This window comes from Allobosea sp. 117 (genome assembly GCF_000702305.1).
In the GTDB taxonomy this organism is placed as follows: domain Bacteria; phylum Pseudomonadota; class Alphaproteobacteria; order Rhizobiales; family Xanthobacteraceae; genus Ancylobacter.
Genome location: NZ_JNLC01000012.1, coordinates 120979 through 141290, shown reverse-complemented (window position 1 = coordinate 141290; position 20312 = coordinate 120979). Strand labels below are relative to the sequence as shown.

The window sequence follows — 20312 nt, the reverse complement described above, 5'->3', positions numbered from 1 at the left end:
AATCGTTAAAGCTAATTAACGATCAGGTCCAGCGGGGCGTCGGTCACGGGCTCGTTGCCGCGCTCGGTGACGAGAAAGGTGCGGCCGAGGCACATGGCCGTCTCGGTCGTGCTGTCCATCAGGATCATGTGCGCGAACATCACCATGCCCGGCTCCAGCACCCAGCCATTGTCCGCATAGAACATCGGCGGGTCCATCCAGGAGGGGGTGAACTTGGCGCCGAGCGAGTAGCCGCAGGCGGCGAGCCGGTGCTCGGAAAGGCCGTGCCCGTCCATTACATGGGCATGGGCGGCGAAGACGTCGCCGGCGGTCCGCCCGGGCGCGATGGCGTGGGCGCAGGCCTCGATCGCCTGCTTCGCGGCGGCGAACAGCTCCAGATGCCGGTCGCGCGGCGGGCCGACGATGACCGTCTCCATCATCGCCGCGTGGTAATGGCGGAAGGCGCCGGCCCATTCGAGGGTGATCTGGTCCTCGGAGGCGAGCTGCCGGCGGCCGGACTTGTAGCGGCACAGCAGCGCGTCGCGGTCCGAGCCTATGATGAACTCATTGGCCGGATAGTCGCCGCCGCCCTTGAAGATGGCGCCCTGCATGGCGGCGAGCACGTCGCCCTCGTCGATGCCGGGCGCGATGAGGTCGATCGCCGCCTTGCGGGCGGCGAGGGCCAGCTTGCCGGCCTGCTTCACATAGATGATCTCGGCCGCCGACTTCACCGCGCGCAGCCGGTCGACGAGGCCGGAGGCATCCTCGAGCGTGGCGAAGCCCTCGAAGACGGCGTCGAGTCGGCGGCCATTGGCGGCGGTGAGGCCGTAGCTCTCATATTCGACTCCGATGCGCGCGCCTTTGGCCCCGAGGCTCTCCACCATGTCACGGAGCTGCTGCTGCGGGCTTGCGTCGCGTCCGTCGGTCCAGATGCGGATGTCTTCCAGCAGCGAGGTGTGCTGCGCCTGCCTCAGGTCCGCGGAACGGGTGAGCAGCGCCAGCCTTCCGTCGATACCGAGCCACAGCGCCTGGAAGAAGCAGAAGCCGAAGGTGTCGTAGCCAGTGAGCCAGTACATCGATTCCTGCTGGAACATCAGCAGGCCGTCGAGGCGGCGTTCGGAGAGCTCGGCGAGGAGCCGCTGCTTGCGGCGGTCGAATTCGGCCGGCGTGAAGTGCAGGGTCATGGTGCTCGCGTGATGGCGTCTGATGTCAGGAGAGGGTGATGGCGGCGATCAGGCGCCCGTAGTCGGGCTCGCCGCGATGGGTGGCGCGGCGATAGCTGAAGAAGCGGTCCTCGTCGGCATAGGTGTCGAGGCCGAGGTCCTCGACATGGCCGACGCCGAGCCCCGCGAGCCGTCCGGTGATGTAGCCGGGCAGGTCGAACATGGCGTGGCCGGGCCGCGCGGAGGGCGCGAGGAAGCGGGCATTGGCGGGATCGAGCCCTTCGAGATTGGCGACGAATTCGGGGCCGACCTCGTAGCTCGGCTGGCGGATCAGCGGGCCGATGGCGGCGACGATGCGGGAGCGCTCTGCGCCGAGTTCCTCCATGCGGCTCACCGTGCTGTCGAGCACGCCGCCGACCGCCCCCTTCCAACCGCTATGGGCGGCGGCGACGACGCGCGCCTCAGGGTCGGCAAACAATATCGGGCCGCAATCGGCGACCGATACGGTGACCGCAATGCCCGGCGTCGCCGTGGCGATGGCGTCGGCCCTGGGGCGCTCCGCCCAGGGGCCGTCCACCTTCAGGCAATCGGGCGAGTGAATCTGGTAGGCGGTGAGGAAGCGCTCCGGCGACACGCCAAGGGAGGCCGCCATGCGGGCGCGGTTGGCGGCGATGTAGACCGGCTGATCGTTGGAGCCGGTGCCGCCGTTTAACGCGGCGTAGATGCCGCGCGAGACGCCACCGCGCCGGGTGAAAAAGGCATGTCTGATGCCCGGCAGCGCGGCCAAAGCGGGCGACTGGATCTTCATGCGGCGACTTTCCCCATCTCCTCGTCGGGCGCGAATCCCGCGGGTGCATCCAGCGCAGGATGCACCAGAGCGAGCGCCTTGAAGAGTTCCCCCATGCCATCCGGTCCCGGTCCGGCGAGGCGGGCATGGGCCGCCTCGATCGTGGCGGCGGTCTCGGGGCTCGCGTCGCGCTTCAGCCGGGCGGCGCGCGTGGAAAGTCCGAGCCGTTCCAGCAGCAGGCCCTGTGCCACCGGACCGAAGGCGCGGGCGCCGACGGCACGGGCGGCGTCGCCGAGGGCGCCGAAATCGACATGGGCGGTGAGGTCGGCGGTGCCGGGATGCGCCAGCGGATCGTCATAGGCGTGCGCGCGCAGCCCCTGCAGCGTGTCGCCGAAGCCGCCGGCTGGCTCGCGCGCGCCGGCATGGCCGTAGTCGACGATGAGGGCGGCGCCGCCGTCGCGGGCGATGCGGGCGGCGATCTCCGCCGCCATCGTGAGCCCCGAGGGGCAGAGTTCGAGGATCGCGCCGGCCGACGCGGCGGCGAGCCGGGCCTGCGCGACCTCATCAAGCCGCGCGCCGGGGCGCAGGCCGAAGGCGAGGCGTTCGCCGTCGAGCCCGATCATGCGCTCGGCGATGCCTTCGGGCGTGCGCGCGAACTGGCGGATCGGCAGGGCGTCGAAGAACTCGTTGGCGACAAGGACCAGCGGGCCGGCGGGCAGCTCGGTGAGGGAGACCTTCCACGCGATGCGCTCGCTGCTCAGCGTCGCCCGCTGCACCTCGCGAAGGCGCTCCGAGGCTTCCACGAGATGGATGCGCGCCGCCGCCAGAAAGCCCGGCACGATGCGCGTGGCGCGCAGCATGTCGGCCATCATGGTGCCGCGCCCCGGCCCGAGCTCGGCGAGGACGAAGGGGGTGGGGCTGCCGAGGCGGGTCCAGGTGTCGGCCGCCCACAGGCCGATCAGCTCGCCGAACATCTGGCTGATCTCGGGGGCGGTGACGAAGTCGCCCTTGGCGCCGAAGGGCTCGGCGGTGGTGTAGTAGCCGTCGACGGGGTCGAACAGGCAGCGTTCCATATAGTCGGCCACCGTCATCGGTCCGGTCGCCGCGATGTCGCGCGCCAGCCTCGCTGCCAGCGGCGTCGTCACGGCTGGAGCGCCAGCGCCGGGCGGCGGCGCGCGCGCAGGATCAGCGCGAGGCCGACGAGCAGCATCGGCACGGAGAGCAGCATGCCCATGGTCAGCCAGCCGCCGAGCAGATAGCCGAGCTGGGCGTCCGGCTCGCGGACGAATTCGACCGCGATGCGGGCGCAGCCATAGAGCAGCACGAACAGGCCGGCGACGAGGCCCGGCCGGGCCAGCGCGCCGCGGCGGATGGCGATCTGCAGCACGATGAAGATGACGAGGCCTTCCAGCACCGCCTCGTAGAGCTGGCTCGGGTGGCGCGGCAGCGGCCCGCCTGTCGGGAAGACGATGCCCCAGGCGACGTCGGTGACGCGGCCCCACAGCTCGCCATTGATGAAATTGGCGATGCGGCCGAGGAACAGCCCGATCGGCACCACCGCGGCGGCGATGTCGAGCATCGACATCAGGGGAATCTCGCGGCGGCGGCAGAACAGCCCCATGGCGAGGATCGAGCCGAGGAAGCCGCCATGGAAGGACATGCCGCCGTGCCAGACGGTCAGCGCCTCCAGCGGGTGCTCGACATAATAGGTGAGGTTGTAGAACAGCACGTAGCCGATACGCCCGCCGAGGATGACGCCGAAGGCGATCCACACCACCGCGTCGTCGAAGGCCTCCGGCGGAATGGGCGAGCGCCCGCCCCACAGCGCGCCTTCGGCGCAGAGCCGCTTGGCCAGCCACCAGCCGAGCAGCAGGCCGGCGACATAGGCCAGCGCATACCAGCGGATGGCGAAGGGGCCGAGCTCGATCAGGATCGGGTCGATGTTGGGAAAGGGCAGGGCAAGAAGCGGCATCGATCAATCCCAGGCGCGGCAGGCTTGCCACGAGGTCGACCGCGCCGATGCACGGTCTTCCTGTGCCGTCTTGCCTGCGTCGCGTGACGGGATCAAGGCCCCGAGAGGCGGCGGAGCCTATGATGGTCCGCCGACCCCGTTTTCCGGTCTCAGGCGGCGAGCGCCACCGCATCCGCACCGGCGGGCAACCGCATCGGGCAGGAAGGATCGGTGGCCGCGCGCCAGATCGCTTCCGCCACGTCGGCGGCGTGGGTGACCTCGTTGGCCGGCTGTTGCTGCCAAGCCGCGAAGACGCTCTGGGCGATCCCGGCATAAGCCTCGGGAATGCCGGCGATCGGATTGCGGGCAGCGGCGTTTTCGGCGAACCGGGTTTCCGGCGCGCGGCCGGGAAGGACTGTGCGCACCCTGACGCCGAATGGTTCCAGTTCCAGCGCCACGCTCGCGCTGAACCCGTTCAGCGCGGTCTTGCTGGCGGTGTAGACGGAAAGAAGATGCAGCGGCTTCAACGTGACGCTGGAGGAGACGTTGACGATCACCCCGGATTTGCGCGCCCTGAACTGCGGCAACACGGCCTGCATCATCGCCATCGGGCCGAAGGTGTTGATCTCGAAGATCGAGCGTACCTCGTCCATCGGCGTGCCTTCGAGAGCGTTAAACAGGCCGAGGCCGGCATTGTTCACGAGCACATCGATGTCGCCCGCGGCTTCGACGGCCCGACGGATGCTTTCCGCGTCGGTCACGTCGAGGGCGACGATGCGAAGCCGGTCGGTCGAAGGAAGATTGACCGCGCGCGGATTGCGCATCGTGGCGACGACGTTCCAGTCGCGGTCGAGGAAAGTGCGGGCGGTCTCGAGGCCGAACCCGGACGAGCAGCCTGTGATGAGAACGGTTTTCATATCAGCTCCTGCGACGTATCGAGGAGTTTTATCTAGATAGGCAGCTTAGGACTTTGTATCATCGTAAGTCCGTTATTCATTAGCGATAGTCCGGAAATGACAGATCCGCTCGCCGAAATCGTCACGCTGCTGCAACCCAGTGCCTCGTTCTCAAAGGTGGTGAATGCCGCTGGGGTCTGGCGCATCAGCCGTTCGGAGGCGGGCCGCCCGTTCTATGCTGTTATCCTTGAAGGGGGCTGTCTCCTGAGCGTTCACGGGCGCGAGACGATGGAGCTTGGGCGAGGCGATTTCATTCTCGTTCCCGCCGCCTATGAGTTTTCGACCTCCAGCCTAAGGCCGCCCCCGCCGGGCGATGGTGAAGTGATGCCCGTGCAGGTCGGGCCTAGCGAGTTCAGGCTCGGGCAACTGGACGGGCCCGTCGAACTGCGCATGGTTGTCGGCTATTGCGATTTCGGCTCGCCGGACGCCGCGCTGCTGGTCTCGCTGCTGCCCGAACTCGTCCAAGTCCAGGGCGAGACGCGGCTTGCCGCCCTCGTGCAACTGATCGACGACGAGGCGCGCCAGCGGCGGCCGGCGCGTGACATCGTCCTCGCGCATCTGCTGCAAGTGCTGCTGATCGAGGCGCTGCGCTCGGTGAGCGGCCCGGCGGCTTCGCCGGGCCTGGTGCGCGGGCTCTCCGACGAGCGGCTGGCGAGCGCGCTGAGGAGGATGCACGAGCAGCCGACCGCGCCGTGGACGGTGGAGCAGATGGCGCGGGAGGCCGGCCTTTCCCGCTCCATGTTCTTCGAGCGGTTCAGACACGCTGTCGGCCTGGCCCCGATGGAGTATCTGCTGGCGTGGCGCATGGCGATCGCCAAGGACCTGCTGCGCCGGGAAGCCGTGGGCATAGCCGACGTCGCCGAGCGGGTGGGGTACGGATCGGCGAGCACGTTCAGCGTCGCGTTCTCACGACAGGTCGGCGTTTCGCCGGCGGCCTATGCGCGCGCCAACAGGGCGGGTCCGCGTTCGCCGCCTGCACAAGATTCCCAGTGAGGTCGCGTCGCGCGCCAAATTTTGCGCTGCACTTGCAGACTACCAGTACGCGCCCCATTGTTTTAAACGGGGTAGTGGCCGCGCAATTTAGAGATACGCCGAGCGCCTCACGCCGGGAGAAGTGACATGACCCAGACCACAGGCCGCATCTTCGACGAGTTCGCCCGACTGGTGAATGACGCCGCCGGCGTCGCAACCGGCGTCCGCCGCGAGGCAGAGACCGTCATGCGCGCCCAGGCTGAGCGGCTGCTGCGCGAGCTCGACGTGGTGACGCGCGAGGAGTTCGACACGGTGAAGGACCTCGCCGTCGCGGCCCGCGAGGAGAACGAGCGGCTCTCCGCCCGCCTCGCCGAGGTCGAGACCCGTCTTGCCAAGCTCGAAGCCGACAAACTCGGGGCCGCGAGCTGAGCGCATCCGATCCCTTGTGGACGCCGCCGCATCCGCTTTCCGGGACGCTTGCCGCGCTCCTGCGAATCCCGCCACACCTGACCGGGCCGGTCATGTTCCCTTCATGCCGCACACGGTCGTAGCGAGGTAATGAATCTGCGCAATATAGTGTTCAACGTAGTGATTCGATTGGCCGTTCAATCCTCTCGCTCCGCCGACCGCGTTGCGTGCGTTCGACCCTCCCCGCGCCTTCCCTCGCGAGGTCGAGCATGACCTATACAGAATTCGAGACTGAGACCCGCCTCAATCCGCTCGATCTCGTCGAGCGCATGGCGGCGGTGAACGAATGGTCGTTCGAGCGTTCGGCCGAGGACGAGATCACCATTTCACTGGAAGGGCGCTGGACCGATTGCCACGTCTCCTTCCAGTGGATGGACGAGGTGGAGGCGCTGCACATCGCCTGCGCCTTCGACCTCAAGGTGCCGGAGAAGCGCAAGACCGAGGTGCTGCGCCTCCTCGCGCTGATCAACGAGCAGATGTGGATCGGCCATTTCGACCTCTGGTCGAAGGAGGGCGTGATCATGTTCCGCCATGCGTTGCTGCTCGCTGATGCCGAAGCCACCGACCGCCAGTGCGAAGTGCTGATGGAGTCGGCGGTGGAGGCAGTGGAACGCTATTTCCCCGCGTTCCAGTTCGTCGTATGGGCTGGCAAGTCGGCGCGCGAGGCGATGGACGCGACCCTGTTCGAGACCATCGGCGAGGCGTGACCGGCGCGATGTGTCGGACGGCAGCCGGCTTTCCGATCGGGCACGCGACCTGATCGGAAAGGTGCGGCGCCGTCGTCAGCGGGGTCTGCCATGCCTGAGCTTTCCGATATTCCCGGCCGCGTCATCCTCGTCGGCGCTGGCAAGATGGGCGGTGCCATGCTGGAGGGCTGGCTCGGCCTCGGGCTCGATCCGGCGAAAGCCGCGGTGATCGATCCCGGCCCGCCGCCCGAGGTGCTGGCGCTGCTGGAGCGCCATTCCATACCTCTCAATCCCCTGAACGGCGGCCCGCCGGCCGTGCTCCTGCTCGCGGTGAAGCCGCAGGTGGCGACCGACGTGCTCGCCCGCGTCGCCCCGCTCGCCGGGCCGGACACGCTCATCGTCTCGGTGATGGCCGGGCGCACGCTCGGCTTCCTCGAGGCGGCCTTCGCGCCGGGCACGGCGGTGGTGCGCTCCATTCCCAACACGCCGGCGGCGATCGGGCGCGGCATCACCGTCGCGGTGCCGAACGCGGCAGTGAGCGAGGGCCAGCTCGGCCTCGCCGACTCGCTGCTGCGCGCCACCGGCGGCGTGGAATGGGTGGATGACGAGGCGCTGATCGACGTTGCCACCGCCGTCTCCGGCTCCGGGCCGGCCTATGTCTTCCTGCTCGCCGAGGAGCTTGCGAAAGCCGGCGCGGCGGCCGGGCTGCCGGCCGACATGGCCGACCGGCTGGCCCGCGCCACGGTGGCGGGCGCCGGTGAGCTGATGCTGCGCTCGGGGATAGACCCAGCGACGCTACGCCAGAACGTGACCTCGCCCAAGGGCACGACCGCGGCGGCGCTCGCCGTGCTCATGGACGAGGAACGGGGTTTCGGCCCGCTGCTGGTCGAGGCGGTCGCCGCCGCTGCCAGTCGCTCGCGCGAGCTGGCGGGCTGAGTGGGGCGGCCCTGTCTCAAACGCTGATCATTCAGCGTCATGCGACGGGCCTGCCCGAAGCTCGGTCCCATCCATCGACGCCGTCATCCTGAGGCGTCCGGCCAATGGCCGGGCCTCGAAGGATGTTCGTCTCGCGCGCCTGGGCGCCCATCCTTCGAGGCGAGCTCACGCTCGCACTTCAGGATGACGGCGCAATAGCGTCGGGCTCTCAAGATGGCAGCGCGCCGATGCTGGCTTCCAACCTCCGGCTGCTCGCCAATCTCGCCCGCGCCCCTTCTTTTCCCGGGCCGGGCGCCCTAACTTGAGGGAAACGCCCGGCACAGGAGGCTTCCATGGCACGTTCTCCCTCGGCACGGTCCCCTTCCACACGCTCCGGCAAGGCGAAGAACACGGCGGCCAAGGACACGACGGCGCCTGCCGATTCCCGCGTGCTCATCCTCGACGCCTTCCTCGCGCTGCTGGCCGAGAAGGGGTTCGAGACCATCAGCCTGTCGGAGGTAGCGCAGCGCGCCGGCGTCCCGCTCGGCGAGCTGCGCGCCGCCTATGGCTCGACCTTCGACATGCTCGCCGCCTTCATCAAGCGGACCGACACCAAGGTGCTGAGCGCCGGCGGCGGCGATATGGACGACCAGCCCGCGCGTGACCGGCTGTTCGACGTACTGATGCGCCGGCTCGACGCGCTGGCCCCCTACAAGGCGGTGATCCGCTCGCTGGCCAAATCGGCGAAGCGCAATCCGCTGCTGGCGCTCGGCCTCAACCGGCTGTCGGTGCGCTCGCAGCAATGGATGCTTGCCGAGGCCGGTATCGACACGTCGGGCCTCGGCGGCGCGGTGCGCGCGCAGGGGCTGGTGGTGGTGTTCACCAAGGTGCTGCGAACCTTCGTCGATGACGACGACCCGGGCCTCGCCCGCACCATGGCGGCGCTCGACGGCGAGCTCGCCAAGGGCGAGCGCGCCCTCGGGCTACTCCACGATGTCTGCCGTCTTGCCACTTGCGGCAGACGCGGTTCGCGGCGTACCTCCTCCGACGCCGAGCCCGAAGCGCCGGTCGCGGCCTGAAATCCACAAAGGGAGGACGGGTGTGAGCCTCGCACCGCTTGAGACCATCGCCTTCGGCGATTTCCTGAAGGTGGACGTGCGGGTCGGCACGATCATCCAGGCCGAACCGTTTCCCGAGGCCCGCAAGCCGGCGATCAAGCTGATCATCGACTTCGGACCGCATGTCGGCGTGAAGAAGTCCACAGCGCAGATCACCGCGCATTATGCGCCGGAGGATCTTGTCGGTCGGCAGGTGGCGGCGGTGGTGAACTTCCCGCCGCGCCAGATCGGGCCGGTCATGTCCGAGGTGCTCACCCTCGGCTTCCCCGACGAGGATGGCGAGGTCGTGCTGTTCGCCCCCGACCGCGAGGTGCCGAACGGCGCGCGGCTGTTCTGAGGGCGGCGATCCTGCTCGGGCCGCCCTCTCACCGCACCCCGCGCTCGACCTGGCTGAGGAAGGCCTCGATCGGCGCGGGCGGGATGTAGCCCGGCCGCTGGAACGGGTCGGCATAGGCGCCGATCAGCGCCAGGACGATGCCCGTATAGAACGCGAAGACGGTGACCACGGCGACGTTGATCGCCGTCGGCGGCACCACGAAGAACAGCATCGAGACCAGGAAGATGCCGACGAAGGAGACGATCCAGAAGGCCGGCCCGACGCCGCGCGCGGCGGCGTAGCCGCGCTTGTCGCGTTCGTCGCCGAGCTGCATCATCGAGCGGACGATGCGGTCGCGCAGGTCCTTCTGGCGGTCGTTCGCGGGCTTCAGGTCGAGCGCGCCGAGATAGACGTTCTCGCGCAACTGCCACGTCGTCTCGTCGAGATGGTGCTCGCGGCCCAGGATCGGCCATTCGTTGACAATGACGCTGGTCGCGTAGGCGACGAGATCCTGCTGCATCTGCAGCGTCTCGACCGGATCGTAGCGCTTGAGATCGAAATAGGTGTTGCTCAGCAGCGTGCCCTCGCGGTCCACCGCGGCGCGGGTCTCGTTGTAGTTCAGGAACTCCTGCGCGAAGACCAGCGCGAGGATCAGCGACAGCAGCGTGGCGATGCGATCGAGGATGGATTTGGAGAGCGGGCTGGTGTGTTCGTCGCCGTGCCGCGACAGGAACAGCCGGGCGATCGCATAGGTCGAAAGGCACAGCACCACGGTTCCGCCGGTCAGCACGGCGAGAAGTTGCCAGTCGGTGAGCATCGGCTCGGGTTCTCAGACGGGAATGCGGACGGTGGCGCGCAATCCGCCGAGCGGGCTGTCGCCGAGGGTGATGTCGCCACCATGGGCGCGGGCGGCGTCGCGCGCAATGGTCAGGCCGAGGCCGGAGCCGCCGGCATCCTGGTTGCGGGCATCGTCGAGCCGCAGGAAGGGGCGGAACACCTCGTCGCGCTGCTCGGGCGGGATGCCGGGGCCGTCGTCGTCGACGGTGACGATCAGCCAGCGGGCGTCGCGGGCGCCGGCGATCTCGACATGCTGCCCGTGGCGCCAGGCATTGGCCACGAGGTTGGAGATACAGCGGCGAAAGGCGTCGGCGCGGATGGTGACCAGCGGCGGGCCGCGGAAGCTGGCATTCGCGCTGGCGCCGTGGCGCTCGGCGTTGAAGCGGATGTCGTCGAGCATGGCGGCGACGTCGACCTCGACCGGCACCTCGCCATTGTCGTCGCGGGCGAAGGCGAGATAGGCCTCCAGCATGCTCTGCAGCTCGTCGACGTCCTTGCGCAGCGCATCCACCTCGGAGCCGTCGTCGAGCAGAGCGAGCTCCAGCTTGAAGCGGGTGAGGATGGTGCGCATGTCGTGGCTGACGCCGGCGAGCATGATGGTGCGCTGCTCGATCTGCCGCTCGATGCGCCGCTTCATCTCGATGAAGGCGTGCGCGGCGCGGCGCACCTCGCGCGCCCCGCGCGGGCGGAAGCCGGCGGCCTCGCGGCCCTTGCCGAAGGCTTCGGCGGCGTCGGCGAGCGCCTCGATCGGCTTGATCTGGTTGCGCAGGAACAGGATGGCGACGGCGAGCAGCACCAGCGAGGTGCCGACCATCCAGACCAGGAAGATGTGCGAGTTCGAGAGATAGGCCTGGCTGCGCCGGGCGAAGATGCGGAGCACCGAATCGTCGAGCTGGACGCGCACCTCGATCAGGTTCGAATTGCCCACCGTGTCGGTCCAGAACGGCCGGCGCATGCGCTTGCCGAGCTCGCCGGTGAAGTTCGAATCGAGGATCGAGAAGAACGGCTTCGGGCCGGGCGGCGGCAGCCGCTCGCCGGGCAGTATGTCGACCGACAGGCCCATGCGGTCCTGCACGATCTGGCGGATCTTCTCGCGGTCGGCGGGATCGGGGAAGGTGGTGGCGAGATCGACGATGGCGGTCACGTCCTGCGACACTGCGGCGGAGAGGCGGCGCGTGACGGTGTTGTAGTGCCGCTCCATGAAGACGAAGGCCAGCACCGATTGCAGGATCACCATCGGCGTCACGATGATGATCAGCGAGCGGGCATAGAGGCCCTTCGGCATGACGCGGTTGAACCAGGCTCCGAAGCGCTCGTTCTGCCGGCGGATGTGCTCGGCGACGGGGCTCAGCCGCTCCCCGACCGGGCGGAGCGCCTCCCGGACGGGCCGCAGCCAGTCCGCGCGCGGGCGCAGCCGGTCCTGCATGCCGCGCAGGCGCGCGAGCGTCCCCTCGAAACGGAAGCTGTCGAGCAGGCTCACTTCGTCATCACCTCGCCCAGCGCCTCGTCAGCGTGCCGTCACGGCGTGACGACCAGCCGGTAGCCGATGCCGCGCACGGTCTGCAGGAAGGCCGGATTGGCCGGGTCGCGCTCGATCTTGCGGCGCAGGCGGTTCACCTGCACGTCGACGGCGCGGTCGCCGGCATTGGCGCCCGGCGCCACCAGCGCCTGGCGCGGCACGGTATCGCCCGGCCGCTCGGCGAGCACGCGCAGCATCTCGCGCTCGCGGTCGGTGAGGCGCACCGGCTCGCCCTCGCTGGTCAGCTCGCCACGCTCCAGATGGAACAGGAAGGAGCCGAAGCGCACGCTTTCGATCGCCTGGCGCGGCGGCGTCGCCGAGCGCTTCAATATGTTTCCGATGCGCAGCAGCAACTCGCGCGGCTCGAAGGGCTTCGGCAGATAGTCGTCGGCGCCGATCTCGAGCCCCTCGATGCGGTCCTCCAGCTCGGCGCGCGCGGTGAGCATGAGGATCGGCACGGTGGATTCGGTGCGGACCGCGCGAGCGAGGTCGAAGCCGCTCTCGCCCGGCATCATCACGTCGAGGATCAGCAGGTCGAAGGCGAAGCCGGTCATCCGCGTGCGCGCCTCCGCCGCCGAGGCGGCGGTGGTGACGCGGTAGCCGCGCTCGCTCAGGAAGCGCGAGAGCAGGTCGCGGATGCGCCGGTCGTCGTCGACGATCATCAGATGCGGGGCATCGTCCGGCAGCGGCTTGCGCGCGGGCTTCTGGACGGTCGGGCTGGATTCGAGCATGGCGCGTCTCCTCAGCCGAGCCCGCGCGGGCGCGGCGCGATGCCGGGCATCGCGGCGCGGCGCGCGCTTTCCTCGGCAGCGCGGTCGGCCCGGGCGATGAGCTTCTCGATCGGCCCGCGGTCCTCGGGATCGATCATCGAGACGAGGAAGCGGCGCGCATTCTCCCGCGCGTCGCCGCCGCCGCATTCGGCGAGTGCCCGCTCGATGCGCCGCGACTGCAGGGCGACGAAGTCGCGGGCCAGCGTCTCGCCCTTGGGGGTGAGGTAGAGCAGGCGCTGGCGGCGGTCGGAGGAGCCGGCGCGGCTGTCGATGAAGCCCTGGTCGACGAGCTCGCGCAGCACGCGCCCGAGGCTCTGCTTGGTGATGCGCAGGATGTCCAGGAGGTCCGTCACGCGCATGCCTGGGTGGCGATTCACGAAGTGCAGCACGCGGTGATGCGCGCGGCCGAAGCCGAAGCGTTGCAGAATGTCGTCGGGGTCGCTTACGAAGTTCCTGTAGGCAAAGAACAAAAGCTCGATCAGGTCGACCATAGGGTCGGCCGCGGGCGCGGTGCCCTGGCGTGTCTGGGCCGGCAGTTCCGCCTCTCCGGAGCGGGGAGGGGTCGAGACATTTATGTCAGCCATGTTGACTTTTTTCGTTTCGATCGTTACCGAGATGTCCCGCACAACGAAAGGATCGTTCGGCATCGGCCGGCGGAACCCCTCGTTGGCATCGGATTCTGCTCGCCCAACCAGGCGGCGAACGATAACGGGACTTGGGCCGCGAGGCAAAACATGTGCAATCGGCGCATGCAGTTCCTCGGGGCGGTGCCTATTTGCAAGGCGGGCTGACGCGCCGGACCGGCGGCTGCTCGGTATGGAGATACGATCATGGCAGGCGAACCCTTCGACAAACGCGACGGCTGGATCTGGTACGACGGTGCGATCGTGCCGTGGACGGACGCCAAGGTGCATGTGCTCACGCACGGCCTGCACTATGGCAGTTGCGTGTTCGAGGGCGAGCGCGCCTATGGCGGGGAGATCTTCAAGCTCGAGGAGCACACGGCGCGCCTCAAGGAGAGCGCCCGCCTGCTCGATTTCGAGATCCCCTACAGCGAGGCCGAGATCAACGCGGCCTGCCGCGAGATCCTGGCGAAGCAGAAGTTCAAGGACGCCTATCTGCGCCCGGTGGCGTGGCGCGGCTCGGACATGATGGGCGTCTCGGCGCAGCACAACCAGATCCACCTCGCCATCGCGGCGTGGGAGTGGCCGAGCTATTTCGACCCGGCGCAGCGGCTGAAGGGCATCCGCATCGGCATGGCGAAGTATCGCCGCCCCGATCCGCAGACCGCGCCCTCGACCTCGAAGGCGGCCGGCCTCTACATGATCTGCACCATCTCCAAGCACGCCGCCGAGCGCGAGGGCTTCGCTGACGCGCTGATGCTGGACTGGCGCGGCCAGGTGGCCGAGTGCACCGGCGCCAACGTCTTCTTCGTGAAGGACGGCGCTATCCACACGCCGCTGGCGGATGCGTTCCTCAACGGCATCACCCGCCAGACGGTGATCGAGCTGGCCAAGCGGCGCGGCATCGCGGTGCACGAGCGGGCGATCATGCCGGAGGAACTGGCGACGTTCGACGAGTGCTTCATCACCGGCACCGCCGCCGAGGTGACGCCGGTCTCGGAGATCGCCGGCACGCATTTCCAGCCGGGCCCGGTCACCAAGATCCTGTTCGACGATTACATGGCCGAGGTGCAGCCGAAGAAGGCGGCGGCCTGAGGCCGGCCTCGTCGAAACGCCAAAGTGAAAGGCCGCCTTCGAGGCGGCCTTTTTTCATTCGGCGGCGTCGGGACGGGCAGGGGGCGCCCAGCGCGCGGCGGCGTCATCGTCGAGGTCCTTCGCCTCGACCCAGCGGCCCGGCGTGCCGGCGCGTTCTTCCTGCTTCCAGAACGGCGCGCTGGTCTTCAGCCAATCCATCAGGAACTCGGCTGCGGCGAAGGCAGCGCCGCGATGGACGGAGGCGGTGACCACCAGCACGATGTTCTCGCCCGGCACGATGCGCCCGAAGCGGTGGACCACCAGCGCGCCGTCGAGCGGCCAGCGCTGCCGCGCCTCCTCGACGAGGCGGCCGATCTCCTCCTCCGCCATGCCGGGATAATGTTCCAGCGTCAGCGCCGTGAGGGCACCGTCGGGGTGGCCGGCATCGGCACGGCACAGGCCGGTGAAGGTGACGACGGCACCGATATCGGTGCGCCCACACGTGAGCGCCGCCGCGTCGGCCGCCGCGTCGAAATCCTCGGCCTGGATGCGCACGGTGAAAGGCGCGGCCATGGCGCTCAGCCCCCCGTCATCGGCGGGAAGAAGGCGATTTCCCTGGCGCCGGCGAGCGGGCTGTCGGGGCGCGCGTGGCGCCGGTCGATGGCGGCGCGCACCACCTTTGGGTTCTCGAAGGCATGGGCATAGCCCTCGCCGCGCGCGGCGAGCCAGGCTGCCAGCTCGGCGACGGTGCCGACGCCGGCGGGCGGATCGACGTTCTCGCAATCCAGCCCGACGCGCTCGCGCACCCAGGCGAAATAGAGAAGCTTCACGCGTCGTCCTCGATGAGGTGGCGGGCGCCGGCCCGGAAATAGTCCCACCCCGTATAAAGTGTGAGGATCGCGGAGATCCACAAGAGCACGATGCCGGCGAGCGTGGTGCCGGGCAGCAGCCTGTCGGCGGCGGGGCCGGCCAGCAGCACGCCGACGGCGACGAGCTGGAAGGTGGTCTTCCACTTGGCGAGCTGGGTCACCGGCACGCTGACGCGCAGCTCGGCGAGGAACTCGCGCAGGCCCGAGACCAGAATCTCGCGGCACAATATGACGATTGCGGCCCAGAGCGACCAGCCGCGGATGGTGCCGTCGGAGGCCATCATCAAGAGCGCGGTGGAGACCAGAAGCTTGTCGGCGATGGGATCGAGCATGCGCCCGATCGCCGATTGCTGCTGCCAGGCGCGGGCGAGGTAGCCATCGAAGAAGTCGGTGATGGCGGCGGCGATGTAGAGGCCGACCGCCACCCAGCGCAACCAGAGCCCGCCGGCGAGGATGTCGGACCAGAACAGGCAGGCGGCGAGCAGCGGGACGGCGGCGCAGCGGCCATAGGTCAGCAGGTTCGGCAGGGCGAAGGCATGCCCCCGCTTCGCCACTGCGGGCTCCGGCGCGACGTTTCGACTGGAGGTTGCGTCGACCATGAAGTGTCAGGCTCCAATGCACCCGAGGTAGCCATCCGGGGGGCCGGCGTCAATCCAAAGCTTGACGATCGCTCGTGGCCGGCATGGCCTGTGGTATCCAGGCCCGGCGATCATCCGCCCGACCTTGCATGGAAGAAGTCGTAGACCGCGCGTGCGGTTGCAGCATTGATGCCGGGCGCGCCCTCGAGATCGGTGAGCGAGGCACGCTCGATCGCCTTCAGCGTCCCGAAATGGCGCAGCAGCGCGCGCTTGCGGGTGGGGCCGATGCCGGCGATCTCCTGCAGGCCGGATTGCGCGATGTCCTTCTTGCGCCGCGCGCGGTGCGAGCCGATGGCGAAGCGGTGCGCCTCGTCGCGCAGGCGTTGCACGAAATAGAGCACGGGGTCGCGCGGCTCCAGCCGGAACGGCGCGCGTCCCGCCATGAAGAAGGTCTCGCGGCCGGCGTCGCGGTCCGGCCCTTTGGCGACGCCGACGAGCGGCACGTCGGCGATGCCGAGCTCGGCGAGCGTGTCGGCGGCGGCCTTGAGCTGCCCGGCGCCGCCGTCGATCAGCACCAGGTCGGGCCAGCCTTCGGGGGTCTCGCGGAAGGCCTCGGCGGTGTCGTCGTTGCGCGCTTCCTCTCCCTCTCCCCGGTGGAGAGAGGGGTGGGGTGAGGGGGCGGGGGCAAGCAAGGTTGCTTCCCCCTCACCCGACGGCGGCGCCGTCGACCTCTCCACGACGGGGAGAGGTGAGTCGGCCCGCGGCGCCTCGCGCATCAGCCGCGAGAAGCGGCGGCGGAGAACCTCGCGCATCATGCCGTAGTCGTCGCCGGGGGCGAGATCGGCCGACTTGATGTTGAACTTGCGGTACTGGCTCTTGGCGAAGCCCTCGGGCCCCGCGACGATCATGCCGCCCACGGCATTGGTGCCCATGATGTGGCTGTTGTCGTAGACCTCGATGCGGCGCGGCGGGCGCGGCAGCTCGAAGGCGCGGGCCAATTCATCCAGCAGGCGGGCCTGGCTGGCGCTTTCGGCGAGCTTGCGGCCAAGCGCCTCGCGCGCGTTCTGCAAGGCGTGCTCGACCAGTTCGCGCTTCTCGCCCCGCTGCGGCACGGCGATCTCGACGCGGTGGCCGGCATGGGCGGAGAGCGCCTCGGTCAGGAGCTCGGCATCCTCCACCGCGTGGCTGAGCAGGATCAGGCGCGGGCAGGGCTTGTCCTCGTAGAACTGGGCGAGGAAGGAGGAGAGCACCTCGGCCGGCTCCAGCGCGCGGTCGGCGCGCGGATAATAGGCGCGGTTGCCCCAGTTCTGCCCGGTGCGGAAGAAGAACACCTGCACGCAGGTCGCGCCGCCCTCCTGATGCAGGGCAAAGACGTCCGCCTCCTCGACCGAGCGCGGGTTGATGCCCTGCGTGCCCTGCACGGCAGAGAGCGCGGCGAGACGGTCGCGCAGGGCGGCGGCGCGTTCGAATTCCAGCGTCTCGGCGGCCTCCTCCATCTCGCGCGCCATGTGCTCCTTCACCGCGCGGCTGCGGCCGGAGAGGAAGTCGCGCGCCTCCTGCGCCAGGGCGGCGTAGTCGGTGTGCGAGATCTCGCCGGTGCAGGGGCCGGAGCAGCGCTTGATCTGGAACAGCAGGCAAGGCCGGGTGCGCGCTTCGTAGAAGCTGTCCGTGCAGGAGCGCACCAGGAACGCCTTCTGCAGCGCGTTGATGGTGCGGTTCACCGCCCAGACCGAGGCGAAGGGGCCGTAATAGTCGCCCGGCCGCGAGTGCGCGCCGCGATGCTTGGTGATCTGCGGCGCCGCGTGGTCGCGGGTGATGAGGATGTAGGGGAACGACTTGTCGTCGCGCAGCAGCACGTTGAAGCGCGGCTTCAACTGCTTGATGAGGTTGGCCTCCAGCAGCAGCGCCTCGGTCTCGGTGCCGGTCGAGACGAATTCCATCTCGGCGGTGGCGGCGACCATGCGGGCGATGCGGTTGGTCAGGCCGGTCGGGCGCGTATAGGCGATGATGCGCTTCTTGATGCTCTTCGCCTTGCCGACATAGAGCACGGCGCCGTCGGTACCCAGCATGCGGTAGACGCCGGCACCGGAGGGTGCGTGCTTCACCGCGCGCAGGATCGCCTCGCGGCCCGAAGCGATCGAGCCGGCGCTCGGCAGGGTGCTGTCGGCGAGGTCCTCGGCGAGGGGAAGCGCCTCGTCCTCGGTCTCGGCGAGATCGTCGTCGAGCTCGGGGGCGTCGATGGTCCGGCGGGATGTCATGCGCGGCAAAATAGGGATTCGCGGCGGCGGCGAACAGGGGCCGCCGCCGCGAGGTTGGATGCGATGCCGGATCAGCCGATGCGGCGGCCTTCCGACTGCCGCTCGATCATCCAGCCCGGATATTCGCGGGGCAGGGCGCTCACCGCGTCGAGCGTGGCGATCTCCTCCGGCGACAGCACGAGGCCGGTCGCCGCGAGGTTGTCGTCGAGCTGCTCGACATTCTTGGCGCCGATGATGACCGACATCACGAAGGGCTTGGCCAGCACATAGGCGAGCGCCACGCGCGCCACTGAGACGCCATGCGCCTGCGCGATCGGGCGCATGGCGTCGATGCAGTCGAAGGCGCGCTCGCGGTCCACCGGCGGGAAGTCGAAGCTGGCGCGGCGCGAGCCCTGCGGGCCGCTGCCCTCGCGGTCATATTTGCCGGAGAGCAGACCGCCGGCGAGCGGGCTCCACACCATCAGGCCGAGCTTCTCGGCCTCGAGCAACGGGGCGATCTCCCGCTCGAGGTCGCGGCCGGCGATGGTGTAGTAGGCCTGCAGCGTCACCGGCCGGGTCCAGCCGTGCCGGTCGGCGAGGCCTAGCGCCTTCATGAGCGTCCAGGCCGACCAGTTCGATACGCCGACATAGCGGACATGACCCTGCCGGACGAGATCGTCGAGCGCCCGCAGCGTCTCCTCGATCGGGGTCAGCGTGTCGAGGCCGTGGATCTGGTAGAGGTCGATATAGTCGGTGCCGAGCCGCTTCAGGCTGGCCTTGACGCCATCCATGATATGGCCGCGCGAGGCGCCGCGGTCATTGGGGCCGCCGCTGCCGACCGAACCATAGACCTTGGTCGCCAGCACGACGTCCGTGCGCGGCCGGCCGGAATTGCGCATCGCCGCGCCGGTGATCTCCTCGGAGACACCTTCCGAATAGACGTCCGCCGTGTCGATGAAATTGACGCCGGCGTCGAGCGAGCGGGCGACGATGTCGTCCGCCACGGACTGGTCGAGGGTGCCGATGGCGGTCCAGAAGCCCTTGCCGCCGAAGGTCATGGTGCCGAGGCAGATTTCGGAGACGAGGAGGCCGGTATTGCCGAGTGTCTTGTAGCGCATGCCGTGATCCTGTGATCGTGCAGGGCAGGACGCCGCGCGCCGCCGCCCGGGAGAGGAACGCGGCCCTCGCGAAAGGCGGGGGTCGGAAGGATGAAAGGCGCCTGAGGCGCAAAGGAAGGAAGCAGGTCCATCGGGGGACCTCTCCTGCAGATAGGTGTCGCCGGCGCCGCCGAACAGGGGCAGCCTGTTCGTCTGACCCTACGGTACGCATTGCCGGTGCTGTTCCGCGGTGCTAATCCGGCGGCATCATGATCGTTTCCAGCCGCATCCCGGCCCGCCACTGGCGAGGCCTTACGCTTACCGCTACCACGCGTAGCGGTGGGGGCGGCTGATCAATCCGATCGACCTCTCCACCGGCACGCGGGGCTCGCGATGCCGGTTTCCCTCCAGCGCGCGACGCTCCGCCTGCTTCCGACACAAGGAACGGCAATGACGACGGCTCAGGACGAACGGGAGGCCCCGGCGCGCCTGCCAATGACCGGCTATGCGCTCGGCGCGGCCGGCGCGATCCTGTTCTCGGCCAAGGGCGTGATCATCAAGCTCGCCTATGCCGAGGGAATCGACGCGGAGACGCTGCTCGCCCTGCGCATGGGGCTCTCGCTGCCCTTCTACATCGTGATCGGGGTGCTGGCGGCACGCGGCATGCGGGCCAGGGCGCTGGAGCTGCCGCCGCGTGGGCTGGTGCTGCAGGCGATGGGGGTCGGTGCGCTCGGCTACTGGTTCTCCAGCTATGTCGACTTTCTCGGCCTACAGTACATCTCGGCCTCGTTCGAACGGCTGATCCTGTTCACCTATCCGCTGTTCACCGTGCTGTTCGGCGCGCTGCTGTTTCGCCAGCCGATCCGGCCTCGGGCGCTGCTGGCGTTTCTCGTCAGCTATGCCGGCCTGGCGCTGATCTTCCTGCAGAACTTCTCGGTGGCGGGTGTCGACGTCGCGCGCGGCTCGGGCTTCGTCATGATGGCGGCTATGAGCTTCGCGCTCTACCAGCTCATGGCCCGCGACCTGATCGGAAGGATCGGATCGTCGTGGCTGTTCACCTGCATCGCCATGAGCGCGGCGGCCTTCGCCTCGCTGTTGCAGTTCGCCGCCATTCGGCCGTTCTCGGCGCTGCTGGTTTCGCCGCGCCTTTTCGCGCTGTCGGTCGCCATCGCCATCGGCGCCACCGTGCTGCCGACCTTCCTGATGAACGCGGCGCTGCAGCGCATCTCGGCGCAGGCCAACGCCACCATCGGCACGGTGAGCCCGGTCGCCACCATGGTGCTGGCGGTCCTTGTGCTCGGCGAGAGCGTGACGCCCGCCGAGATCGCTGGCGCGGTGCTGGTGATGGTGAGCGTCGGCTGGTTCACGCTGGCGGACAGCCGGCGCTGAGCCTGTCC

Annotated in this window: 22 protein-coding genes; 8 read left to right on the top strand and 14 right to left on the bottom strand. The window is 68.9% G+C overall.

The features are described from left to right. Positions 1–11 precede the first annotated feature (11 nt). The 5 genes from U742_RS0109845 to U742_RS0109825 all read right to left on the bottom strand — a co-directional run bounded on the left by U742_RS0109845 (position 12) and on the right by U742_RS0109825 (position 4797). Positions 12–1163 (bottom strand): M24 family metallopeptidase, encoded by a 1152-nt coding sequence (locus U742_RS0109845; protein WP_029352502.1) that lies wholly within the window; start codon positions 1161–1163, stop codon positions 12–14. Positions 1164–1188: 25 nt separating this feature from the next. Then, a complete protein-coding gene (pgeF, locus tag U742_RS0109840; RefSeq protein WP_029352500.1) occupies positions 1189–1950 on the bottom strand; it encodes a peptidoglycan editing factor PgeF in 762 nt (253 codons plus the stop codon). Further along, positions 1947–3074 carry a class I SAM-dependent methyltransferase gene (locus tag U742_RS0109835; protein ID WP_029352498.1) on the bottom strand — a complete coding sequence of 376 codons (1128 nt, stop codon included), beginning with the start codon at positions 3072–3074 and terminating at the stop codon, positions 1947–1949. The genes pgeF and U742_RS0109835 overlap by 4 nt, the downstream gene beginning before the upstream one ends. Beyond that, positions 3071–3901: a prolipoprotein diacylglyceryl transferase gene (gene lgt, locus U742_RS0109830; protein ID WP_029352496.1), complete on the bottom strand. Its 831-nt coding sequence runs from the start codon at positions 3899–3901 to the stop codon at positions 3071–3073. Before lgt ends, U742_RS0109835 begins: the two co-directional genes overlap by 4 nt. Positions 3902–4050: 149 nt before the next feature. Continuing rightward, a complete protein-coding gene (locus tag U742_RS0109825; protein ID WP_029352494.1) occupies positions 4051–4797 on the bottom strand; it encodes an SDR family oxidoreductase in 747 nt (248 codons plus the stop codon). A 96-nt stretch (positions 4798–4893) separates the two neighbouring features. On the opposite strand from U742_RS0109825, the gene U742_RS0109820 reads away from it, so the two are divergent. From U742_RS0109820 to U742_RS0109795, 6 genes are all read left to right on the top strand, one after another. Continuing rightward, on the top strand, positions 4894–5829 hold the full coding sequence (locus U742_RS0109820) for an AraC family transcriptional regulator (protein ID WP_051661015.1): 936 nt from the start codon (positions 4894–4896) through the stop codon (positions 5827–5829). A 126-nt stretch (positions 5830–5955) separates the two neighbouring features. Further along, positions 5956–6237: an accessory factor UbiK family protein gene (locus U742_RS0109815; RefSeq protein WP_029352491.1), complete on the top strand. Its 282-nt coding sequence runs from the start codon at positions 5956–5958 to the stop codon at positions 6235–6237. Positions 6238–6485: 248 nt separating this feature from the next. Next, complete coding sequence (locus tag U742_RS0109810; RefSeq protein WP_029352489.1) at positions 6486–6983, top strand: type III secretion system chaperone family protein; 498 nt, start codon at positions 6486–6488, stop codon at positions 6981–6983. Positions 6984–7073: 90 nt separating this feature from the next. Beyond that, complete coding sequence (proC, locus tag U742_RS0109805) at positions 7074–7898, top strand: pyrroline-5-carboxylate reductase (protein WP_029352487.1); 825 nt, start codon at positions 7074–7076, stop codon at positions 7896–7898. Positions 7899–8230: 332 nt separating this feature from the next. Next, on the top strand, positions 8231–8956 hold the full coding sequence (locus U742_RS0109800; RefSeq protein WP_156034188.1) for a TetR/AcrR family transcriptional regulator: 726 nt from the start codon (positions 8231–8233) through the stop codon (positions 8954–8956). A 22-nt stretch (positions 8957–8978) separates the two neighbouring features. Next, positions 8979–9332 (top strand): tRNA-binding protein, encoded by a 354-nt coding sequence (locus U742_RS0109795; RefSeq protein ID WP_029352480.1) that lies wholly within the window; start codon positions 8979–8981, stop codon positions 9330–9332. A 28-nt stretch (positions 9333–9360) separates the two neighbouring features. On the opposite strand, the gene U742_RS0109790 is transcribed toward U742_RS0109795, so the two are convergent. The 4 genes from U742_RS0109790 to U742_RS0109775 are packed head-to-tail and all read right to left on the bottom strand — an operon-like array spanning position 9361 to position 13021. Further along, on the bottom strand, positions 9361–10128 hold the full coding sequence (locus tag U742_RS0109790) for a bestrophin-like domain (RefSeq protein ID WP_029352478.1): 768 nt from the start codon (positions 10126–10128) through the stop codon (positions 9361–9363). Positions 10129–10140: 12 nt separating this feature from the next. Continuing rightward, positions 10141–11628: an ATP-binding protein gene (locus U742_RS0109785; protein WP_248310319.1), complete on the bottom strand. Its 1488-nt coding sequence runs from the start codon at positions 11626–11628 to the stop codon at positions 10141–10143. Between the two features lie 38 nt (positions 11629–11666). After that, entirely contained in the window at positions 11667–12398 is a 732-nt protein-coding gene (locus U742_RS0109780) for a response regulator (protein ID WP_029352475.1), read from the bottom strand. Positions 12399–12409: 11 nt separating this feature from the next. Then, positions 12410–13021 (bottom strand): MarR family winged helix-turn-helix transcriptional regulator, encoded by a 612-nt coding sequence (locus U742_RS0109775; protein WP_051661073.1) that lies wholly within the window; start codon positions 13019–13021, stop codon positions 12410–12412. Between the two features lie 246 nt (positions 13022–13267). Here U742_RS0109775 and U742_RS0109770 point away from each other — a divergent pair, with 246 nt between their 5' ends. Continuing rightward, entirely contained in the window at positions 13268–14155 is an 888-nt protein-coding gene (locus U742_RS0109770) for a branched-chain amino acid aminotransferase (protein WP_029352471.1), read from the top strand. Positions 14156–14209: 54 nt separating this feature from the next. Here U742_RS0109770 and U742_RS0109765 read toward each other — a convergent pair whose 3' ends face one another. The 5 genes from U742_RS0109765 to U742_RS0109745 all read right to left on the bottom strand — a co-directional run bounded on the left by U742_RS0109765 (position 14210) and on the right by U742_RS0109745 (position 18936). Next, positions 14210–14707, bottom strand: a complete 498-nt coding sequence (locus tag U742_RS0109765; RefSeq protein ID WP_029352469.1) for a molybdenum cofactor biosynthesis protein MoaE — start codon at positions 14705–14707, stop codon at positions 14210–14212. Positions 14708–14712: 5 nt separating this feature from the next. After that, positions 14713–14964 carry a molybdopterin converting factor subunit 1 gene (gene moaD, locus U742_RS0109760; protein ID WP_029352467.1) on the bottom strand — a complete coding sequence of 84 codons (252 nt, stop codon included), beginning with the start codon at positions 14962–14964 and terminating at the stop codon, positions 14713–14715. Continuing rightward, positions 14961–15602, bottom strand: a complete 642-nt coding sequence (pgsA, locus tag U742_RS0109755; RefSeq protein ID WP_081852930.1) for a CDP-diacylglycerol--glycerol-3-phosphate 3-phosphatidyltransferase — start codon at positions 15600–15602, stop codon at positions 14961–14963. Before pgsA ends, moaD begins: the two co-directional genes overlap by 4 nt. A 110-nt stretch (positions 15603–15712) precedes the next feature. Next, positions 15713–17650 carry an excinuclease ABC subunit UvrC gene (gene uvrC / locus U742_RS0109750; protein WP_348981013.1) on the bottom strand — a complete coding sequence of 646 codons (1938 nt, stop codon included), beginning with the start codon at positions 17648–17650 and terminating at the stop codon, positions 15713–15715. Between the two features lie 260 nt (positions 17651–17910). Further along, the gene (locus U742_RS0109745) at positions 17911–18936 is read right to left on the bottom strand and encodes an aldo/keto reductase (RefSeq protein ID WP_029352461.1); all 1026 of its coding nucleotides are present in this window, start codon (positions 18934–18936) and stop codon (positions 17911–17913) included. A 429-nt stretch (positions 18937–19365) separates the two neighbouring features. Between U742_RS0109745 and U742_RS0109740 the strand changes: the two genes are divergently transcribed. Beyond that, a complete protein-coding gene (locus U742_RS0109740; RefSeq protein WP_029352459.1) occupies positions 19366–20304 on the top strand; it encodes a DMT family transporter in 939 nt (312 codons plus the stop codon). Positions 20305–20312 lie beyond the last annotated feature (8 nt).

Bases quoted from the DNA above. Each gene is read 5' to 3' on its own strand.
- U742_RS0109745 (WP_029352461.1), bottom strand. From the start codon at position 18,936: ATGCGCTACAAGACACTCGGCAATACCGGCCTCCTCGTCTCCGAAATC.
- U742_RS0109800 (WP_156034188.1), top strand. From the start codon at position 8,231: ATGGCACGTTCTCCCTCGGCACGGTCCCCTTCCACACGCTCCGGCAAG.
- pgsA (WP_081852930.1), bottom strand. From the start codon at position 15,602: ATGGTCGACGCAACCTCCAGTCGAAACGTCGCGCCGGAGCCCGCAGTG.
- U742_RS0109790 (WP_029352478.1), bottom strand. From the start codon at position 10,128: ATGCTCACCGACTGGCAACTTCTCGCCGTGCTGACCGGCGGAACCGTG.
- U742_RS0109845 (WP_029352502.1), bottom strand. From the start codon at position 1,163: ATGACCCTGCACTTCACGCCGGCCGAATTCGACCGCCGCAAGCAGCGG.
- U742_RS0109820 (WP_051661015.1), top strand. From the start codon at position 4,894: ATGACAGATCCGCTCGCCGAAATCGTCACGCTGCTGCAACCCAGTGCC.
- U742_RS0109770 (WP_029352471.1), top strand. From the start codon at position 13,268: ATGGCAGGCGAACCCTTCGACAAACGCGACGGCTGGATCTGGTACGAC.
- uvrC (WP_348981013.1), bottom strand. From the start codon at position 17,650: ATGCTGGGTACCGACGGCGCCGTGCTCTATGTCGGCAAGGCGAAGAGC.
- U742_RS0109780 (WP_029352475.1), bottom strand. From the start codon at position 12,398: ATGCTCGAATCCAGCCCGACCGTCCAGAAGCCCGCGCGCAAGCCGCTG.
- U742_RS0109810 (WP_029352489.1), top strand. From the start codon at position 6,486: ATGACCTATACAGAATTCGAGACTGAGACCCGCCTCAATCCGCTCGAT.
- U742_RS0109825 (WP_029352494.1), bottom strand. From the start codon at position 4,797: ATGAAAACCGTTCTCATCACAGGCTGCTCGTCCGGGTTCGGCCTCGAG.
- U742_RS0109815 (WP_029352491.1), top strand. From the start codon at position 5,956: ATGACCCAGACCACAGGCCGCATCTTCGACGAGTTCGCCCGACTGGTG.
- U742_RS0109765 (WP_029352469.1), bottom strand. From the start codon at position 14,707: ATGGCCGCGCCTTTCACCGTGCGCATCCAGGCCGAGGATTTCGACGCG.
- pgeF (WP_029352500.1), bottom strand. From the start codon at position 1,950: ATGAAGATCCAGTCGCCCGCTTTGGCCGCGCTGCCGGGCATCAGACAT.
- U742_RS0109775 (WP_051661073.1), bottom strand. From the start codon at position 13,021: ATGGCTGACATAAATGTCTCGACCCCTCCCCGCTCCGGAGAGGCGGAA.
- U742_RS0109740 (WP_029352459.1), top strand. From the start codon at position 19,366: ATGACGACGGCTCAGGACGAACGGGAGGCCCCGGCGCGCCTGCCAATG.
- proC (WP_029352487.1), top strand. From the start codon at position 7,074: ATGCCTGAGCTTTCCGATATTCCCGGCCGCGTCATCCTCGTCGGCGCT.
- lgt (WP_029352496.1), bottom strand. From the start codon at position 3,901: ATGCCGCTTCTTGCCCTGCCCTTTCCCAACATCGACCCGATCCTGATC.